Origin of the sequence: Luteibacter yeojuensis (assembly GCF_011742875.1) — a bacterium.
Lineage (GTDB): Bacteria > Pseudomonadota > Gammaproteobacteria > Xanthomonadales > Rhodanobacteraceae > Luteibacter > Luteibacter yeojuensis.
This window is the reverse complement of record NZ_JAAQTL010000001.1, coordinates 2494944-2510646: the sequence shown is the minus strand read 5'-3', so window position 1 is coordinate 2510646 and position 15703 is coordinate 2494944. Positions and strand designations below refer to the sequence as shown.

At 68.4% G+C, this 15703-nt stretch carries 12 protein-coding genes; 4 read left to right on the top strand and 8 right to left on the bottom strand.

Going from position 1 to position 15703, the window contains the following annotated elements; all coding sequences use genetic code 11:
- Positions 1 to 42: 42 nt before the first annotated feature.
- Together HBF32_RS19490 and HBF32_RS11410 are read left to right on the top strand one after the other, a co-directional pair.
- On the top strand, positions 43 to 1206 hold the full coding sequence (locus HBF32_RS19490; RefSeq protein ID WP_166699739.1) for a uroporphyrinogen-III C-methyltransferase: 1164 nt from the start codon (positions 43 to 45) through the stop codon (positions 1204 to 1206).
- Positions 1203 to 2459, top strand: coding sequence for a heme biosynthesis protein HemY (locus HBF32_RS11410; protein WP_166699738.1), 1257 nt, complete (start codon positions 1203 to 1205; stop codon positions 2457 to 2459). Before HBF32_RS19490 ends, HBF32_RS11410 begins: the two co-directional genes overlap by 4 nt.
- Before the next feature lie 13 nt (positions 2460 to 2472).
- On the opposite strand, the gene HBF32_RS11405 is transcribed toward HBF32_RS11410, so the two are convergent.
- The 5 genes from HBF32_RS11405 to polA form a co-directional block, all read right to left on the bottom strand.
- A complete protein-coding gene (locus HBF32_RS11405; RefSeq protein ID WP_166699737.1) occupies positions 2473 to 3591 on the bottom strand; it encodes a hypothetical protein in 1119 nt (372 codons plus the stop codon).
- 2 nt (positions 3592 to 3593) lie between these two features.
- Positions 3594 to 5309, bottom strand: coding sequence for an Hsp70 family protein (locus HBF32_RS11400; RefSeq protein WP_166699736.1), 1716 nt, complete (start codon positions 5307 to 5309; stop codon positions 3594 to 3596).
- Between the two features lie 122 nt (positions 5310 to 5431).
- The gene (gene uvrD, locus HBF32_RS11395; RefSeq protein WP_166699735.1) at positions 5432 to 7636 is read right to left on the bottom strand and encodes a DNA helicase II; all 2205 of its coding nucleotides are present in this window, start codon (positions 7634 to 7636) and stop codon (positions 5432 to 5434) included.
- Positions 7637 to 7702: 66 nt separating this feature from the next.
- Entirely contained in the window at positions 7703 to 7921 is a 219-nt protein-coding gene (locus HBF32_RS11390) for a hypothetical protein (protein WP_166699734.1), read from the bottom strand.
- A 306-nt stretch (positions 7922 to 8227) separates the two neighbouring features.
- Complete coding sequence (gene polA, locus HBF32_RS11385) at positions 8228 to 10951, bottom strand: DNA polymerase I (RefSeq protein WP_166699733.1); 2724 nt, start codon at positions 10949 to 10951, stop codon at positions 8228 to 8230.
- A gap of 96 nt (positions 10952 to 11047) precedes the next feature.
- Between polA and HBF32_RS11380 the strand changes: the two genes are divergently transcribed.
- Both HBF32_RS11380 and HBF32_RS11375 read left to right on the top strand, forming a co-directional pair.
- Positions 11048 to 11578, top strand: a complete 531-nt coding sequence (locus HBF32_RS11380) for a DUF2782 domain-containing protein (RefSeq protein WP_166699732.1) — start codon at positions 11048 to 11050, stop codon at positions 11576 to 11578.
- Positions 11579 to 11694: 116 nt separating this feature from the next.
- On the top strand, positions 11695 to 12687 hold the full coding sequence (locus tag HBF32_RS11375; protein WP_205287735.1) for a bile acid:sodium symporter family protein: 993 nt from the start codon (positions 11695 to 11697) through the stop codon (positions 12685 to 12687).
- 76 nt (positions 12688 to 12763) lie between these two features.
- Here HBF32_RS11375 and purH read toward each other — a convergent pair whose 3' ends face one another.
- From purH to HBF32_RS11360, 3 genes are all read right to left on the bottom strand, one after another.
- Positions 12764 to 14353: a bifunctional phosphoribosylaminoimidazolecarboxamide formyltransferase/IMP cyclohydrolase gene (purH, locus tag HBF32_RS11370; protein ID WP_166699731.1), complete on the bottom strand. Its 1590-nt coding sequence runs from the start codon at positions 14351 to 14353 to the stop codon at positions 12764 to 12766.
- A gap of 58 nt (positions 14354 to 14411) precedes the next feature.
- A complete protein-coding gene (locus HBF32_RS11365; RefSeq protein ID WP_089981129.1) occupies positions 14412 to 14645 on the bottom strand; it encodes a helix-turn-helix domain-containing protein in 234 nt (77 codons plus the stop codon).
- Between the two features lie 223 nt (positions 14646 to 14868).
- Positions 14869 to 15690 carry a zinc-ribbon and DUF3426 domain-containing protein gene (locus HBF32_RS11360; RefSeq protein WP_166699730.1) on the bottom strand — a complete coding sequence of 274 codons (822 nt, stop codon included), beginning with the start codon at positions 15688 to 15690 and terminating at the stop codon, positions 14869 to 14871.
- Positions 15691 to 15703: the final 13 nt, after the last annotated feature.

Here is a 15703-nt window from a genome sequence, read left to right as displayed (position 1 = left end):
GGTGTTCCGTGCGTTCGCGTATGGCCTGCTAGCATGGCGGCCATGACGAACGAGACCACTCCGACCGACACCTCGCCGGCTGCGCAGGCCCCCGCCGCCGCGCCCTCGCCCGCCACCTCGCGCCGGCCCGCCGCACCCGCCCCACGGCGCGGCGGCGGGGGCCTGGCCATCGCCCTGGTGTTTTCCCTCGCCGCGCTGGGCGTGGCGGGGTACACCGCCTGGACGGTCTGGGGCATGCGCGAGGACCTGGGCGTTGCCAACGGCCTGCGCGGCCAGGTCGACACCTTGCAGGCCGGCGTGGACGGCATGCGCGAAGAGAGCGCCAACCTGCGCCGCCGCCTGAGCGACGCCGATGCCGTGAACCGATCGGCGCGAGAGGAGGTGCTCGGTGTCTCCGAGCGCACGCGCAACCTCGAGGACGCGGTGGCCAATCTGTCCGAGCGCAGCCTGAGCGGGCACGACGCCATGCTCCTCGACGAGGCCGAGTCGCTGCTGCGGATGGCAAAGGAGCGCTTCGCGCTGTTCGGCGATGCCAGTGGCGCATTGGCGGCCTACGACCTCGCCGACAAGACGCTGGCCGCCGTCAACGACAGCGCCTTTGCCGCGGTACGCCAGGATCTGGCCGCCGAGCGCGAGGCGCTGGCGGCCGTCGCGCCCGCCGCGCGGACCAACGATCTTTCCACGCTGGCCGACCTGCGCGCGCAGCTCCCCACCTTGCCGCTGAAGCGTGACGAGGCGACGCCGGACGGCGATGCGCAGCCGGGTTTCTGGCAGCGTGCCGGCAGCGCACTGGGCAGCATCGTGCGGGTGAGCCACGACGACGGCTCGCCGGTGGCGCTCGCCGACGAGCGCATCGCGCGCGAACTTGCCGCGCTCGACGTGGCGCACGCGGAAGCCGCCGTGCTCGCGTACGACGACGTGGGGCGCGAAGCCGCCCTGAAGCGGGCCGATGCCGCGCTCGCCGCCTATTTCGACGGCGAGGCACCGGCGGTGCGGGCCGCACGCTCGCGCATCGCCGCGCTGCTGGCCACCCAGGCCCGCGGCGGCAAGCCGACGCTCGGGGCCGCGCTGGGCGAACTGCGCAACCTGCGGTCGGTGCATGCGCTGCAAGGCGGCGCGCCGAACGCACATCCTGCCGCCGCCGCTTCCATCGCGGCACCGGCGCGTCCATCCAGTGCCGCCGCGCCGCGCGAGGGCACGCCATGAAACCCTGGCGATGGATCGTCGGCCTGATCTTCGTCGCGGTCGTCGCGGCGTTCGCCTGGCACTGGGTCGCCGAGGATCCCGGCTACGTGTTGGTCCGCCTGCGTGGCACGAGCGTGCAGATGACGGTGGTCACCGCGCTGGCCCTGTTGCTGCTCGTCTGGGCCGCGATCGCGGCGATCGTGGCCCTCCTGCGCTGGCCGTTCGGTGCGATGACGCGACGCCATCGCCGCCTCAGCCGCCGGCGTCTCGCCGATGGCCTCGTGTCCCTCGTCGAAGGACGCCACGGCGAAGCCGAGCGCGAGCTCAACCGCGCGGCGCGTTATCCGTCGGTGCGCGGCCCGGCCTTGCTTGCCGCCGCCGAAGCCGCGGAACGCCATGGCGAATCCGCGCGTGCACTGGAAACGCTGGACCAGGCGGCGCAGGAAACGCCGCGCGCGGCGCGTGTCCTGCGCGCGCGCTATCTGCGCGACGCCGGCCGCGCGAGCGAAGCCGTCACCCTGCTGGCGCCCGAGGCGACCGCCGGTTCGCTCACGCCGGCCGGCTGGATCGAATACGCCGAGGCATCGCTGGCATCGGGCGAAGCGCGCAACGCGATGCGCGCGCTGGACCCGTTGCAGAAGAGCAGCGAACTGGGCTCGCGCGGTTATGCGGATATCGAGTCGCGCGTGGTGACCGCTTACGTCCTGAGCGCCACCGACGGCGCGACGCTCGCCACGTTGTGGTCGCAACTGCCCAAGGGCCAGCGCCGCTTGCCCGCGGCCGTGGACGCCTACGCCCGGCAGGCCGCGCGCCATGGGCAGACGATGGCGGCGATGGACGAAATCGAAACCGCGTTACGCCGGGAATGGTCGCCCACGCTCGTCGCCACGTACGGTGGCATGGGGGCGGAAGACATCGAGCAGCGCCTGCGCCGCGCCGAAGGCTGGGTGGACACGCATCCCAATGACGCCGCGCTGCTCACGGCGGTCGGCCGCATGTGCGTGCGTGTGCGCCTGTGGGGCAAGGCGAAACCTTATCTCGAGCGTGCGTTGGCGATCGAACCGCATGCCGCGGCATGGGAAGCGCTGGGCGACGTCTACCTTGGCGAGAACCAGCCCGATCTTGCGCAGCGCTGCTATCGCAACGCGCTCGCGCTGGCGCGCGGCGAAGCCACCGAAGCCTTGCCCGAGGAGCTGCGTGCGCGCCGCATCGATACGCGCGTCACGGCGGTGGAAGAGCGCGACCAGCACGGCGTGCCGCGTCTTTCGCCCTGAAGAATGAGATGCCTCAGCGCTTCGGCGGGTGCCAGAGCCCGTCTCGGGCGCAGTTATCGCCTCGCGACTTCAGCGTGGCGATCTCCTGTTCATCGAGGCCGGCGAACGCATCGATCCGGTCCATTCGCACGTAGAGCGCCGCGCATTGCTCCGCGCTTTCATGCGGCACGGATAACCTCTCAGGCGACGAAACCAGGTTAGGGGCGATCCTCTCCGCGTTCAGAAGGTAATGCGCGCTGCTGCCGAGCAGGAAGAGGAAGAAGCCGGCGACCGTCCACATGGTCCGGCGGTCGCGCGAACGCTGTCGAACGTTATCCACGCGCTTCGGCCAATACACCGACGCAGGCGGCGCCATGCGCCTGTAAGTCTCCTGCATCGACGGCGGCTGCGCGTCGAACGCCGCCTTCCACGCCTGTAGCGTGTCGGCTGACACGTGCAGGCTCAGCCACGCAGGAAAGCGCTCGCTGAGCCTGCTTATCTCCGGCCAGCGGCGCGCCATCGAACTGTCCAGCCCGAACTCCGCCTGCGCGAACATCTCGATCCACGCACGGCGGCGATCCTCCGGCAAGGCGAGCCAATCCTCGCGCTGCGCGAGCACCAGCTCGATCCATTGGCCGCGCTGGCCGAGAGAGGAGAGATGCCCCACCTCGCGCCAGTGGAACTGCTCCTCGGCCGCCGCGAACACCGCCGCACGGTGGCCGATACGCTGCAGGCCGAGGAGGTCGATGAGGTATTCCTCGAATCGTCCCGGCGCATCGATGTACTGCGTGCGCAGCTCCGCCAGTGCTTCCTCGAGCAGTTGCGGGACCGCCTCGACCCGGCGCGCGCCCACGTCGGCGGCGAAGCGCCAGGCCAGCGTGACCGTCGGATCGATGTAAGGCGGCGGGGTCTCCTCCGGCGGAGGAGAAGCGGATTCCGTATCCGGCGTTTCCTTTTCCGGTAACGGGAAGTCGGCAGGCGCGGTCGCCTGCTCGCACCACGCTCGCGCTGCTTCATAGGCGTTGCGAAGGTGCGCGAACCCCGCGGGATCGGTCGCGGGATCGATCCCGCGCAAGGCGGTCGCGTACGCCCGGCGCACAGCGACGAGATCGGCGTGGGCGGGCAGTCCGAGGACTTCCAGGTGCCAGTGCATGCTCAGTCCACCGGATCCGGGGCGAAACGGTAGTCGCGTTCGATCGTGTCCAGCGCCTCGCGGAACGCAGCCGCATCGCGTGCGATCAGGCGCGCTTCCTGGGTCGCGAGTACTTGCTCGAAGCGCAGGACGAGTTGTCCGACACGCTCGCGCATGTCCCCGAGCAGCTGCTCGTAGAGGCGCTCCGCGCGCGCCATGAGCGTGCGGTTCTCCAGAGTGTCGCGCGGGTGGATCTTCAACGCGGAAAGGGAGGCGAGGCGCTGGGCAATCTCCGCCGGCGTGAGTTGCGTACCGCCGTTTTCGATCACCAGGCGTTCCCTGGCACCCGTGGCGACGACGGTCACCTCGACCTCGAGCAGGCCGTTCACGTCGTAGGTAAAGCGTACGTCCACGCCCTCGGCATGGCCCGGTCCCGGCGTGAGGGGAACCACCACCTCGCCGAGCGAAACGTTGTCGCGCACCATGCGCGATTCGCCCTGGTATACGCCGATGCGGATCTGCTTCTGTTGCGCCGACACCGGCGAGAAACGCTGCACGCGGCTTACCGGCACCACGGTGTTCCGCTCGATCACCGGCGCGTAGAAACCGCCAGCCTGCGCGCCATGTTCGAGGACGCGCACCACCTCCGTCCCGAGGGTGTAAGGACAAACGTCCGTCATCACCATCTCGTCGAGGGCCTTGTCCTTCATCTTGAGGCCGGCCTGCACGGCGGCGCCGAGTGCCACGACCTCGTCCGGGTTATGTCCCACGGCCGGAAAACGGCCGAACATGCGCGTCGCCAGCGCCCGGATCATAGGCATGCGCGTCGCGCCACCCGCCAGCACGATGTTGTCGAGGTCGGCGGCACGGATGCGGGCGTCGCGCAGTGCGCGCTCGATCGGACGCCACAGGCGATTGAGCAAGGGCTGAGCCAGTTTCTCGAAAGCCTCCTGATCGATCGCCGCGCGAGCGGCATCGTCCTTGTAACGGATGTCGAGCGTCGCGGTTCCTTTCGCGCAGAGCTCGCGCTTGGCGGCCTCCGCCCGTGCGGCCAGGCGCTGCATGAAGACGGCGTCGTCGCGTGCTGCCGCCGGAATGCCATGGATGAAGGCGAGATCGGCGATGAGGCTCGTGAAATCCTCGCCACCCAATATGTTGTCGCCGGCGCTGGCGCGCACTTCCATCACGCCTTCGAACATTTCCAGGATGGACACGTCGAAGGTGCCACCGCCCAGATCGAACACGAGGAACTGCGTCTCGCCCTTCGCCTCGTGCAGGCCGTAGGCCAGGGCTGCCGCGGTGGGTTCATTGAGCAGGCGCTCTACCTTCAGGCCGGCGAGTTCGCCGGCGACGCGTGTCGCCTTGCGCTGCGCGTCGGAAAAATACGCGGGCACGGTGACGACGGCTTCGCCGACGGGACGGCCCAGGAAGGCTTCCGCGTCGGCCTTCAACGCGCGCAGCACGAGGGCGGACAGCTCCTCGGGCCGATAGTCGCGATCGCCGAAGCGCACGCTGCGCGTGCTGCCCATATAGCGCTTGAACAGCGCCGCGGTCCGCTCGGGGTGCGTCTGCAGGCGCTCGCGCGCCGCCTGCCCCACCAGGACGCTACCGTCCTCGTCGATGCCGACACAGGACGGTGTGAGCATGCTGCCCAGGGCATTCGGAATCAGGCGCGGCCTGCCATCTATCCAGGCCGCGACCAGACTGTTGGTCGTGCCGAGGTCGATACCGACGATCATGTTTTCCCCTTGTGTCCCCGTACCGGCCCTGTAGGAGCCGCTACAGCGGCGGGGAGCCGTACCTCGCCGCTTCATCGCTCCGTGGGCTTCTCGCCGCTATAGCGGCTCCCACAGATTATGAACTACAAGGCGGTCAGGTTCGCGTAAGCGTAAACCAACCATTTGCTCCCGGCATCCTCGAAGTTCACCTGCACGCGCATGTGGGCACCGGCACCCTCGGCGCTCACGATGGTGCCCTCGCCGAACTTGGGATGGGTGACCCGCTGGCCCAGCCGGATCGGCGAGGACTCCTCGAAGGAGGGCGCCGCGGCAAAGCGGTCGGCATACGCGGGACGGGAGACCTGCACCCTGGGGCGCAGCTCGTCGACCAGCTCGGGGGGAATCTCGCCGAGGAAGCGCGAGGGCCGCGCCAGCATCTCCGTGCCATGCATGCGGCGCGATTCCGCGTGCGAGAGATAAAGCCGCTCGCGGGCGCGCGTGATGCCGACGTAGGCCAGCCGCCGTTCTTCTTCGAGGCGGTTCTCCTCTTCGGTCGAGCGCTGGCTCGGGAACAGTCCTTCTTCCATGCCGACGAGGAAGACCACGGGAAATTCCAGCCCCTTCGCCGAGTGCAGGGTCATCAGCTGGACGCAGTCGTCCCAGGCCTCGCCCTGGCCTTCGCCCGCTTCGAGCGCGGCGTGCGACAGGAAGGCCGAGAGTTCGTTGAGACCGGCGTCGACGTCCTCGGGCGTCATCTCGAAACGGCTGGCGACGTTGACCAGTTCGTCCAGGTTTTCCACCCGGGCCTCGCCGTTGCCGCGCTTGTCGTTTTCGTAGAAGTCGCGCAATCCCGTATGGACGATGGCGTGTTCGATCTGTTCGGCGAGATCGAGCGCGGAGGACCCGTCTCCTTCCTCGCCACCATGGCCGGCGAAGGTGCGTGCCAGGGTGTCGATGAGGCCGAGGAAAGCCTTGACGGCATTCTTCGCGCGGCCGGCCATCGACCCGATCGACACCTCGGTGAGCGAGGCCTCCCACATGGAACTGCCGTCGGCGCGCGCGCGGCGGCGCAATTCGTCCAGGGTACGGTCGCCGATGCCGCGCGGTGGCGTGTTCACGGCGCGCTCGAAGGCGGCGTCGTCGTGGCGGTTGGAGGCGAGGCGCAGGTAGGCCAGCGCGTCCTTGATTTCCGCACGCTCGAAGAAGCGCAGGCCGCCGTAGACGCGATAGGGCAGGTCGCGCTGGATCAGCTGTTCCTCGAAGTTGCGCGACTGCGCGTTCGAGCGGTAGAGGATGGCGCAATCGCGCGCGTTGCCGTGTTCCGCGATGTATTCGCGGATGCGCTCGATGACGAAACGGGCTTCGTCCTGTTCGTTGTACGCCGCGTACAGCGCGATGCGTTCGCCCTCGCCGCCGTCGGTCCACAGCTGCTTGCCGAGGCGGCCGCCGTTGCGGGCGATCACCGCGTTCGCGGCATTCAGGATGGTCGACGTGGAGCGGTAGTTCTGCTCGAGCCGGATCGTCTTCGCGCCAGGGAAATCGCGCAGGAACTGCTGCACGTTCTCCACCTTGGCGCCGCGCCAGCCGTAGATCGCCTGGTCGTCGTCGCCGACGACGAAGGCCTGCCCCGTGCTGCCGGCCAGCACGCGGATCCATGCGTACTGCAGCGTGTTCGTGTCCTGGAACTCGTCGATCAGGAGGTAGCGCCAGCGTTCCTGGTAATGCTTAAGGACCTGCGGATCCTTCAGCCAGAGCTCGTGCGCGCGCAGCAGCAGCTCCGCGAAATCGACCAGGCCGGCGCGCTGGCACTGCTGCTCGTACGCCTTGTAGACCTCGACGAAGGTGCGGGTGACCGGATGGTCGCGATGCTCGATGGCATCGGGGCGCTTGCCCTCGTCCTTCCAGTGGTTGATCTGCCAGGCGGCCTGGCGCGGCGGGAAGCGGGCCTCGTCCAGGCCCATCCCGGCGATGACGCGCTTGATGAGGCGCTGCTGGTCGTCGGAGTCGAGGATCTGGAAGCCTTCGACCAGGCCGGCTTCGCGCCAGTGCCGACGCAAGAGGCGGTGGGCGATGCCATGGAAGGTGCCGACGGTAAGGCCCTGCGTCCCGCCCGGGATGAGGCCGTCGAGGCGGGAGCGCATCTCGCCGGCCGCCTTGTTGGTGAACGTGACGGCGAGGATCGCCCAAGGTGGCACCCGTTCGACCTGGGTGAGCCAGCCGATCCGGTGGGTCAACACGCGGGTCTTGCCGGAGCCGGCGCCGGCGAGGATCAGGTAGTGGCCCGGCGGAGCACTGACCGCCTCGCGCTGGGCGTCGTTGAGGGAGTCGAGCAGGTGGGAAACATCCATCCCCCCATTGTAACGGGTGTGGACGGGGCCCTGGCCGCGGCGGCCCTCGCCGCGGCCAGGATGGGATCAGTTCTTCCGCGCGATTCCCGCCACGGCCACGATGCCGCCGATCACGATGCCGGCGATACCCACCCACTGCGGGATGGCCTTGTCGTGCGTGGCCTCGATCCTGGCCGATCCGATGGAGGCGACGGTATCGGTCTTGCTGTAACTGCCGTTGCCCAGGGTCACCCACAGGCCGAGCCCGATCAGGATGACGCCGACGACGATGAGACCTGCACGCATGTGGATTTCCTCCCGGTTCTGATGTGGCGGAAAGGATGGGGTCACGAATGTGCATGGTTCGTGTGCAAAAAAAAGCCCCGAGAGCCAGGGGAGCTCTCGGGGCCCGGTGGAGGGTCGGATCCAGGGGAAGATCGGACCCTCCGCAGGGTGACTCCAGGGAGGTGGAGTCCACCGATGGGACGCCGTTGCGTGCGTCCACAGGTATTGACGTTCGAACGTGCCGAAAGTTGCAGCGTCGCCGCAAAAAAGTCAGCGTTCGTTCATGCCGGAATTTGGCTAACGGAAACCTTACGTTTGGATGGCCGATCAGTGGGCTTCGTCCCAGTTTGCGCCGACGCCGATGTCCACCTGGAGCGGTACGCTGAGGGTCGCGGCGCCCGCCATGCGTTCCTCGATGCCGGCCCGGACGTCGTCCACGGCATCGGCGCGTACCTCGAACACCAGTTCGTCATGCACCTGCATCAGCAGGCGCACGTCGTCGCGGGGCTCGATCCATGCGGCCACGGCGATCATCGCCCGCTTGATGATGTCGGCCGCGGTGCCCTGCATGGGCGCGTTGATGGCCGCCCGCTCGGCGCCCGCGCGGAACGCCTGGTTCCGCGACTTCAGGTTTTCCAGGTAGAGGCGCCTGCCGAACAGGGTCTGCACGTAGCCGTCGCGATGGGCCTGCTCGCGGGTGGCGTCCATGAAAGCCCGTACGCCCGGGTAGCGCGAGAAGTAGCGGCCCATGTAATCGGAGGCTTCGCCGCGATCCACGCCAAGCTGGCGGGCGAGGCCGAAGGAACTCATGCCGTACATCAGGCCGAAGTTGATCGCCTTGGCGGCGCGGCGCTGGTTGGCCGTGACCTCCTCCGGCGACACGCCGAACACCTCGGCCGCCGTGGCCCGGTGGACGTCGCCCCCTTCCTGGAAGGCACGTACCAGGCCCTCGTCCTTCGAGAGGTGGGCCATGATGCGCAGTTCGATCTGCGAATAGTCGGCCGCGAGGATGCGCCAGCCCGGGGGCGCGATGAAGGCCTGACGGATGCGGCGGCCTTCCTCCGTGCGTACCGGGATGTTCTGCAGGTTGGGATCGGACGAGCTGATGCGGCCCGTGGCGACGGCGCCCTGGTGGTAGCTGGTGTGCACGCGGCCGGTGCGCGGATTGACGATGCCGGCCAGCTTGTCGGTGTATGTCGAGCGCAGCTTCGCCAGTCCGCGGTACTCGAGGATCAGCCGCGGCAGCTCGTGCATGTCCGCGATGGCTTCCAGCGCTTCCTCGTTGGTCGAGGGCTGGCCCTTGGGCGTCCTGATCTTCGCGGCGAGCCCCAGTTCGTCGAACAGCACGGTCTGCAGCTGCTTCGGCGAATCCATGTTGAACTCGTGGCCCGCGGCCGCATAGGCCTGCTTCTGCAGTTCGACCATGCGCTTGCCGAGGTGCTGGCTTTGCAGGCGCAGCTCGTTGGCGTCGATGAGCACGCCCGTGCGTTCCATCTTCGCCAGGACCGGCACGAGCGGTATCTCGATGTCCGTATAGACGGCCCGCAACGAGGGCTCGGCCTCCAGCCGCGGCCATAGGGCGTGGTGCAGGCGCAGCGTGATATCGGCGTCCTCCGCGGCGTAGCGGCATGCGGCGTCGCAATCGACCTGCGAGAACGGGATCTGCTTCGCGCCCTTGCCCGCGACCTCTTCGTACTTCACCGTGGTGTAGCCGAGGTAACGCGAGGCGAGGGAATCCATGTCGTGGCGTGTCGCCGTGGCGTTCAGCACGTACGACTCGAGCATCGTGTCGTGGGCAAGGCCGCGCAGGGCGATGCCGTAGTGCGCGAGGATGTTCACGTCGTACTTGCCGTGCTGGCCGACCTTCGGCCGCGCGGGGTCCTCGAAGATGGGCTTCAGCGCGCCGAGCACGTGCTCCTTGGACAACTGCGCCGGCGCGCCGGGAAAATCGTGCGCCAGCGGCACGTAAGCCGCCTTGCCCGGCTCCACCGCGAACGACAGGCCCACGATATCCGCCTGCATCGCGTCGATGTTCGTCGTTTCGGTGTCGAAGGCGATCAGCGGCGCCGTCTCGAGCTTCTCCAGCCAGGCCGCGAAGCGGTCTTCGGTGACGACCAGCTCGTACTCGCCTTCGCCGGCGAACCCGGGCGCCACCGTGGGCGCCGCCACTGCGGGAGCCGCGGGCGAGGGCGCCGGCGCGGTCGCGTCGGCCGTGTCCAGGTCCTTCAGCGCGGCCTTGAAATCGTAGCGCGTGTAGAGCTCGCGCAGCGCCTCGACGTCCCGCTCGCGCCTGTGCAGGTTCGTCGGCCCCTGGTCGAGCGGCACGTCGGTGCGGATCGTGACCAGTTCGCGCGAGAGCGGCAGGCGCGGGATCGCCGCGCGCAGGTTCTCGCCGATCTTGCCGCCGATCTTGTCCGCGTTGGCGAACAGGTTATCGAGGTTGCCGTATTCGCCCAGCCATTTCGCGGCTGTCTTCGGGCCGCATTTTTCCACGCCGGGCACGTTGTCGACGCTGTCGCCCATGAGGGTGAGGTAGTCGACGATCTGCTCCGGGCGCACGCCGAACTTCTCGACGACGCCGTCGATGTCCATCGTCGTGTTGCTCATCGTGTTGACGAGCACGATGTGCGCGCCCACCAACTGGGCGAAATCCTTGTCGCCCGTGGAGATGACGGTGTCGATGCCCTGGTCGGCGGCCTGGCGGGCGAGGGTGCCGATCACGTCGTCCGCTTCCACCCCCGGCACGCAGAGGATGGGGAAGCCGAGCGCGCCGACGATCTTCATCATCGGCTCGATCTGCGCCCGCAGGTCGTCGGGCATCGGCGGGCGGTGGGCCTTGTACTCGGGGTAGAGGTCGTCGCGGAAGGTGCGCCCCGGCGCGTCGCAGACGAAGGCCACGTAATCCGACCCGGCCTTCATCGTCGTGCGCAGCATGTTGACGATGCCGAACAGCGCGCCGGTGGGCTCGCCAAAGGTGTTGGTCAGGGGAGGCAGCGCGTGGAAGGCGCGGTACAGGTACGAGGACCCGTCGATGAGGGTGAGCGTAGGCATCCCCGGATTCTCTCACGGCCGCCCGCGAACCGTCCGTTCACGTGGCCGGAGGTATCGGAGTTGCTATGCTCGTCATCCCGCAAGGAGGACTTTCCCATGAACCGCCCGTATGCCCTCGCCGCCGCGCTCGCCCTGATCCTGGCCTTACCCGTCGCCGCGCAGGACACCTCCTCGTTCAAGCCGGCGCCGCCGCCGCCGGGGCTCAACGATCCGGGCGTGAAGGCGGGCGAGCCGGACCGCTCGGGTCAGAAGCCGATCGAGCGCCCCGTGCCCTACGACCAGGCCCAGGACGGCAAGACCACCCCGGCCACCTCGGATGCCAACCGGAGCTCCCACTCGACCGTGGCGCTGCCATCCATGCAGGACGACGGCAGCGTGGACGCGCGGGGCAACCCGGCGCCGAAGCTCAGCCGGTCCTACGACCGGCAAGGCAACCATGTCGACGAGTTCACCATGGGCGGCAAACCGTATATGGTGGTGGTGACGCCGAAGAACGGCGTGCCCCAGACCTACATGCTCGACCAGTCCGGCCATCCCATCCACGATCCGAAGAACGGCCCGGTAAGCCCCGTTTTCTACAAGGTTTACGAGTGGGGCAAGGCACCGAAGCCCGCCGGTTCCGACTGAAGCCGCCGACCGTCCAGCCATCCGCTCGGGGTAGTGCCTGAAGATGCCGTTCGTATTGAACGGCAGCGCTAAAGGTAGCGGCCCCGCCTGGCAGGCGTTGCAATTGGCACATTCCCATGGTCCCTTGGCGCATGCGCCGCTTCCTTCCCGACAGCTTCACCCTGTCCCTCGTGCTGACCGTCCTGCTGGCGAGCCTGCTGCCTTGCCGCGGCGAAGTGGCCGCTGCCTTCGAGGTGGTCACCGATCTCGCCATCGCCCTGTTGTTCTTCCTGCACGGGGCGAAGTTGCCGCGCGAGGCGGTCGTGGCGGGGACGCGTAACTGGCGCCTGCACGCGACCGTGCTGGCGAGCACCTTCGTGCTGTTTCCGGTGCTCGGCCTGCTGCTGCGCCCGGTGCTCGCGCCGCTGGTCACGCCCGACCTCTACCTGGGCATCCTGTTCCTCTGCACCTTGCCCTCCACGGTGCAGTCGTCCATCGCCTTCACCTCCATCGCGCGCGGGAATGTCCCCGCGGCGGTCGTCGCGGCGTCGGCGTCGAGCCTGCTGGGCATCTTCATCACGCCCGTGCTGGTGGGCCTCCTCATCGCGGGCACGGGTCACGGCGAACTGTCGTGGCATGCGGTCGGTGCGATCGTCGTGCAGCTGTTCATCCCGTTCGTGGCCGGGCAGGTCGCACGGCGCTGGATCGGCCGCTGGGTGCAGCGCAACGCGAGGCTCCTGGGTTTCGTCGACCGCGGCTCGATCCTTCTGGTCGTCTACACGGCCTTCAGTGCCGCCGTGCTGCAAGGCCTCTGGCATCGCCTGCCGCCGTCGGTGCTGGCGGGGCTGGTCGTGGCGAACGCGATCCTGCTCGCCTGCGCGCTGCTCGCCACGCGCTATGGTTCGCGCGCGCTGGGCTTCTCGCGGGAGGAGGAGATCACCATCGTCTTCTGCGGTTCGAAGAAGAGCCTGGCATCGGGCGTGCCCATGGCGAAGGTGTTGTTCGCGGGGCACCCCCTGGGCATGATCGTGCTCCCGATCATGCTGTTCCACCAGATCCAGCTGATGGTGTGTGCCGTTCTGGCGCGGCGCTACTCTGCGCGAAAGCCGGCATTGCAGGAGCCGCTATAGCGGCGAGGAAACCTTGCCTCGCCGCTTCATTGCTCCGTGGGCTTCTCGCCGCCATGGCGGCTCCCACATGGTTGTTTCAGTGGCGGAAGTGGCGGATGCCCGTGAAGACCATCGCCATGTCCTGCTCGTCGGCCGCGGCGATCACTTCATTGTCGCGCATCGAGCCGCCGGGCTGGATCACGGCGCGGATGCCTGCCGCGGCGGCGGCGTCGATGCCGTCGCGGAACGGGAAGAAGGCGTCCGACGCCATCGCGCTGCCCGGCACCGCCAGGCCCGCTTCCTCCGCCTTGAGGCCTGCGATCTTCGCGCTGACCACGCGGCTCATCTGACCGGCGCCGATGCCGACGGTGCGGTTGTCCTTCGCGTAGACGATGGCGTTGGATTTCACCATCTTCGCGACGCGCCAGGCGAACAGCAGGTCGTCGAGTTCGGTCGGCGTCGGCTGGCGCTTGCTGACGACCTTCAGTTCGTCGCGCCGTACCTGCCGGTTGTCGGCGGTCTGCACGAGCAGGCCCGAGCCCACGCGCTTCACGTCGTGCGTGTTGTGGCCCTCGCCCTCAGGGATCTCGAGCACCCGCACATTGGCCTTCTTCGCGGCTTCCGCCACGGCGCCGTCGTCGACCCGTGGCGCGATCAGCACCTCGACGAACTGGCGCTTCAGGATCGTTTTGGCCGTTTCCGCGTCTAGCGGACGGTTGAAGGCGATGATGCCGCCGAAGGCCGAGGTGGGATCGGTCGCGTACGCGAGTTCGTAGGCGGCCAGCGGATCGGCGGCGACGGCCACGCCGCACGGATTCGCATGCTTCACGATCACGCAGGCCGGCGCATCGAACTGGCGCACGCATTCCCACGCCGCGTCGGCATCGGCGATGTTGTTGAAGGAGAGCTCCTTGCCCTGCAACTGGCGGAAGGTCGCGAGCGTGCCGGGCGCGGGGTAGAGGTCGCGGTAGAACGCGCCGGCCTGGTGGGGGTTTTCACCGTAGCGGAGGTCCATCACCTTCACGAAGCGGCCGTTGGACTGGGCCGGGAATTCGGCGCGCCCGGCGATGGCGGTATGCGACTCGTCGAGGCTGAGGCCCGAGAGGTAGTCGCTGATGGCGCCGTCGTAATCGGAGACGCGATTGAACGCGGCGACCGAGAGGCGGAAGCGCGTGGCGCGCGAGAGACCGCCCTTCGACTCGATCTCGGCGAGCGCATCGTCGTACTGCGCGGGATCGGTGAGCACGCCTACGTCGTTCCAGTTCTTCGCCGCGGCGCGGAGCATCGCCGGGCCGCCGATGTCGATGTTCTCGATGGCGTCTTCCAGCGTGCATGCCGGATCGGCGACGGTGCGCTCGAACGGGTAGAGGTTCAGCACGAGCAGGTCGATGGGAACGATGCCGTGTTCGGCCATCACCGCATCGTCGGTGCCGCGCCGGCCCAGCAGGCCCCCGTGTACACGGGGGTGCAGCGTCTTCACGCGGCCGTCCATGATTTCGGGGAAGCCGGTGAGGTCGCCGACGTCGCGCACGGCGATGCCGGCCTCGCGCAGCGCCTTGGCCGAGCCACCGGTGGAAAGGATTTCGACGTTCGCGGCGACGAGGCGCCGGGCGAGGTCGGTCAGGCCCTGCTTGTCGGAGACGCTGACGAGCGCGCGGCGGACGGGGACGAGATCGGGCGTGGGCATGGGCGCTTCCGGGGTCGAAAACGCGCCATTATAGCCGTCCGGCCGCGAGGCGGCGCCTTCAGGAGATGCCGTGGGCCGCGAGCTTCTTGCGCAGGGTCGCGCGATTGATGCCGAGCGCGGCGGCGGCGCGGCTCTGGTTGCCTTCATGGAAGGCGAGCACTTCGCGGAGGAGGGGGCCTTCGACTTCGCGGATGACGAGGGCATGCAGGCCTTCGCCGAACTCCGTGTCGCCGATGTCGGCCAGGTAACGACGTACCGTGCGGCTGACGCATTCGCTGAGGGCGCTCTGCATGGAGGTCTCGTTGGCGGCGGCCTCGGCAGTCAGTCTCACAGCGTTCAAGGCATTCCCCTCTGCAGGCCGGAGCGCGGAGCCCCGGTCGGTTCTTGTCGTATCGTCGCTTGGATTGCGGCCTGGACACACCTCGCCGGGGTGGTCGACAGTCGCGAAGGGAACCGAGTGTACTCGCCCCGGACGATGAAGTGCAGGCTTGCAAAAAGAAAATTTTTCGAACGGTTCAGTCGAAGCTGAATGCGAAAGCGACCGCGCGCTGGCCCGGGTCTTGCACTTCGAAGACCATCGCCGTCGTCGCGCCGCCGGCAAGACCGCGTGCGCGCGTGGCGGCGTCGCCTACATAGTCTTCCGGCTGGAAGCGACGCATCGCTAGGCGTTGGCCGTTCGTATCGGAAAGCACGATCGTCACGATCGGATACGGCTGCGCGAACGCGGCATCGTTGTGCACGCTCGCGGTGATCAGGAGGCCGTCCCTGACCGATGGATGCTGCTCGACGTCGCGGGCGAGAAGGCGCAGACGCGCGGGTGCGGACACCAGCGGAAGACGGCAACCGATGGCGGCGCAGCCGGTCTCGATCAGCGGTCCGACCGTGGGGTCGGCGATGAGCACGTCGCGCTTCGCCCAGGCGAGCTGCGCGCCGAGGCCGATCACGAGCACCGTGCATACCGCGACCCATGCCGCCGTGCGCCAGGACCGTCGGCGCGGCTTGGCGAAGCGTGGGGTGAACGTGAGTTGCGAGAAATCCTCACCCGGTTCCTCGACGGCGACGCTGTCGTCGGCGGTCGGGACCGCCTCCACCGGCTCCGCCGCCGCCTCGACGGCCGGGCGGGGGCGGAACACCGCCACATCGGCCATGGGCGGCTCCTGGTCGAGCGCATGTTCGGCCAGCCGCGTGAACGGCTCCGGCGGCAGGTGCGTGGCCAGGGTGCCCAGGGCGTTGAAGACGGCGTCGCAATGGCAGCAGCGCAGGCAGCCGCAGGCGGGAACGAGGAGTTCCGCTTCCAGCTTGTAGACCGTGAGGCACTCTGGGCACTGCGTATACATCGCCCGATCATAA

What these genes read in the sequence shown, in the direction of transcription:
- HBF32_RS19490 (WP_166699739.1), top strand. Translation starts at nt 43, where the DNA reads ATGACGAACGAGACCACTCCGACCGACACCTCGCCGGCTGCGCAGGCC.
- HBF32_RS11410 (WP_166699738.1), top strand. Translation starts at nt 1,203, where the DNA reads ATGAAACCCTGGCGATGGATCGTCGGCCTGATCTTCGTCGCGGTCGTC.
- HBF32_RS11405 (WP_166699737.1), bottom strand. Translation starts at nt 3,591, where the DNA reads ATGCACTGGCACCTGGAAGTCCTCGGACTGCCCGCCCACGCCGATCTC.
- HBF32_RS11400 (WP_166699736.1), bottom strand. Translation starts at nt 5,309, where the DNA reads ATGATCGTCGGTATCGACCTCGGCACGACCAACAGTCTGGTCGCGGCC.
- uvrD (WP_166699735.1), bottom strand. Translation starts at nt 7,636, where the DNA reads ATGGATGTTTCCCACCTGCTCGACTCCCTCAACGACGCCCAGCGCGAG.
- HBF32_RS11390 (WP_166699734.1), bottom strand. Translation starts at nt 7,921, where the DNA reads ATGCGTGCAGGTCTCATCGTCGTCGGCGTCATCCTGATCGGGCTCGGC.
- polA (WP_166699733.1), bottom strand. Translation starts at nt 10,951, where the DNA reads ATGCCTACGCTCACCCTCATCGACGGGTCCTCGTACCTGTACCGCGCC.
- HBF32_RS11380 (WP_166699732.1), top strand. Translation starts at nt 11,048, where the DNA reads ATGAACCGCCCGTATGCCCTCGCCGCCGCGCTCGCCCTGATCCTGGCC.
- HBF32_RS11375 (WP_205287735.1), top strand. Translation starts at nt 11,695, where the DNA reads ATGGTCCCTTGGCGCATGCGCCGCTTCCTTCCCGACAGCTTCACCCTG.
- purH (WP_166699731.1), bottom strand. Translation starts at nt 14,353, where the DNA reads ATGCCCACGCCCGATCTCGTCCCCGTCCGCCGCGCGCTCGTCAGCGTC.
- HBF32_RS11365 (WP_089981129.1), bottom strand. Translation starts at nt 14,645, where the DNA reads ATGCAGAGCGCCCTCAGCGAATGCGTCAGCCGCACGGTACGTCGTTAC.
- HBF32_RS11360 (WP_166699730.1), bottom strand. Translation starts at nt 15,690, where the DNA reads ATGTATACGCAGTGCCCAGAGTGCCTCACGGTCTACAAGCTGGAAGCG.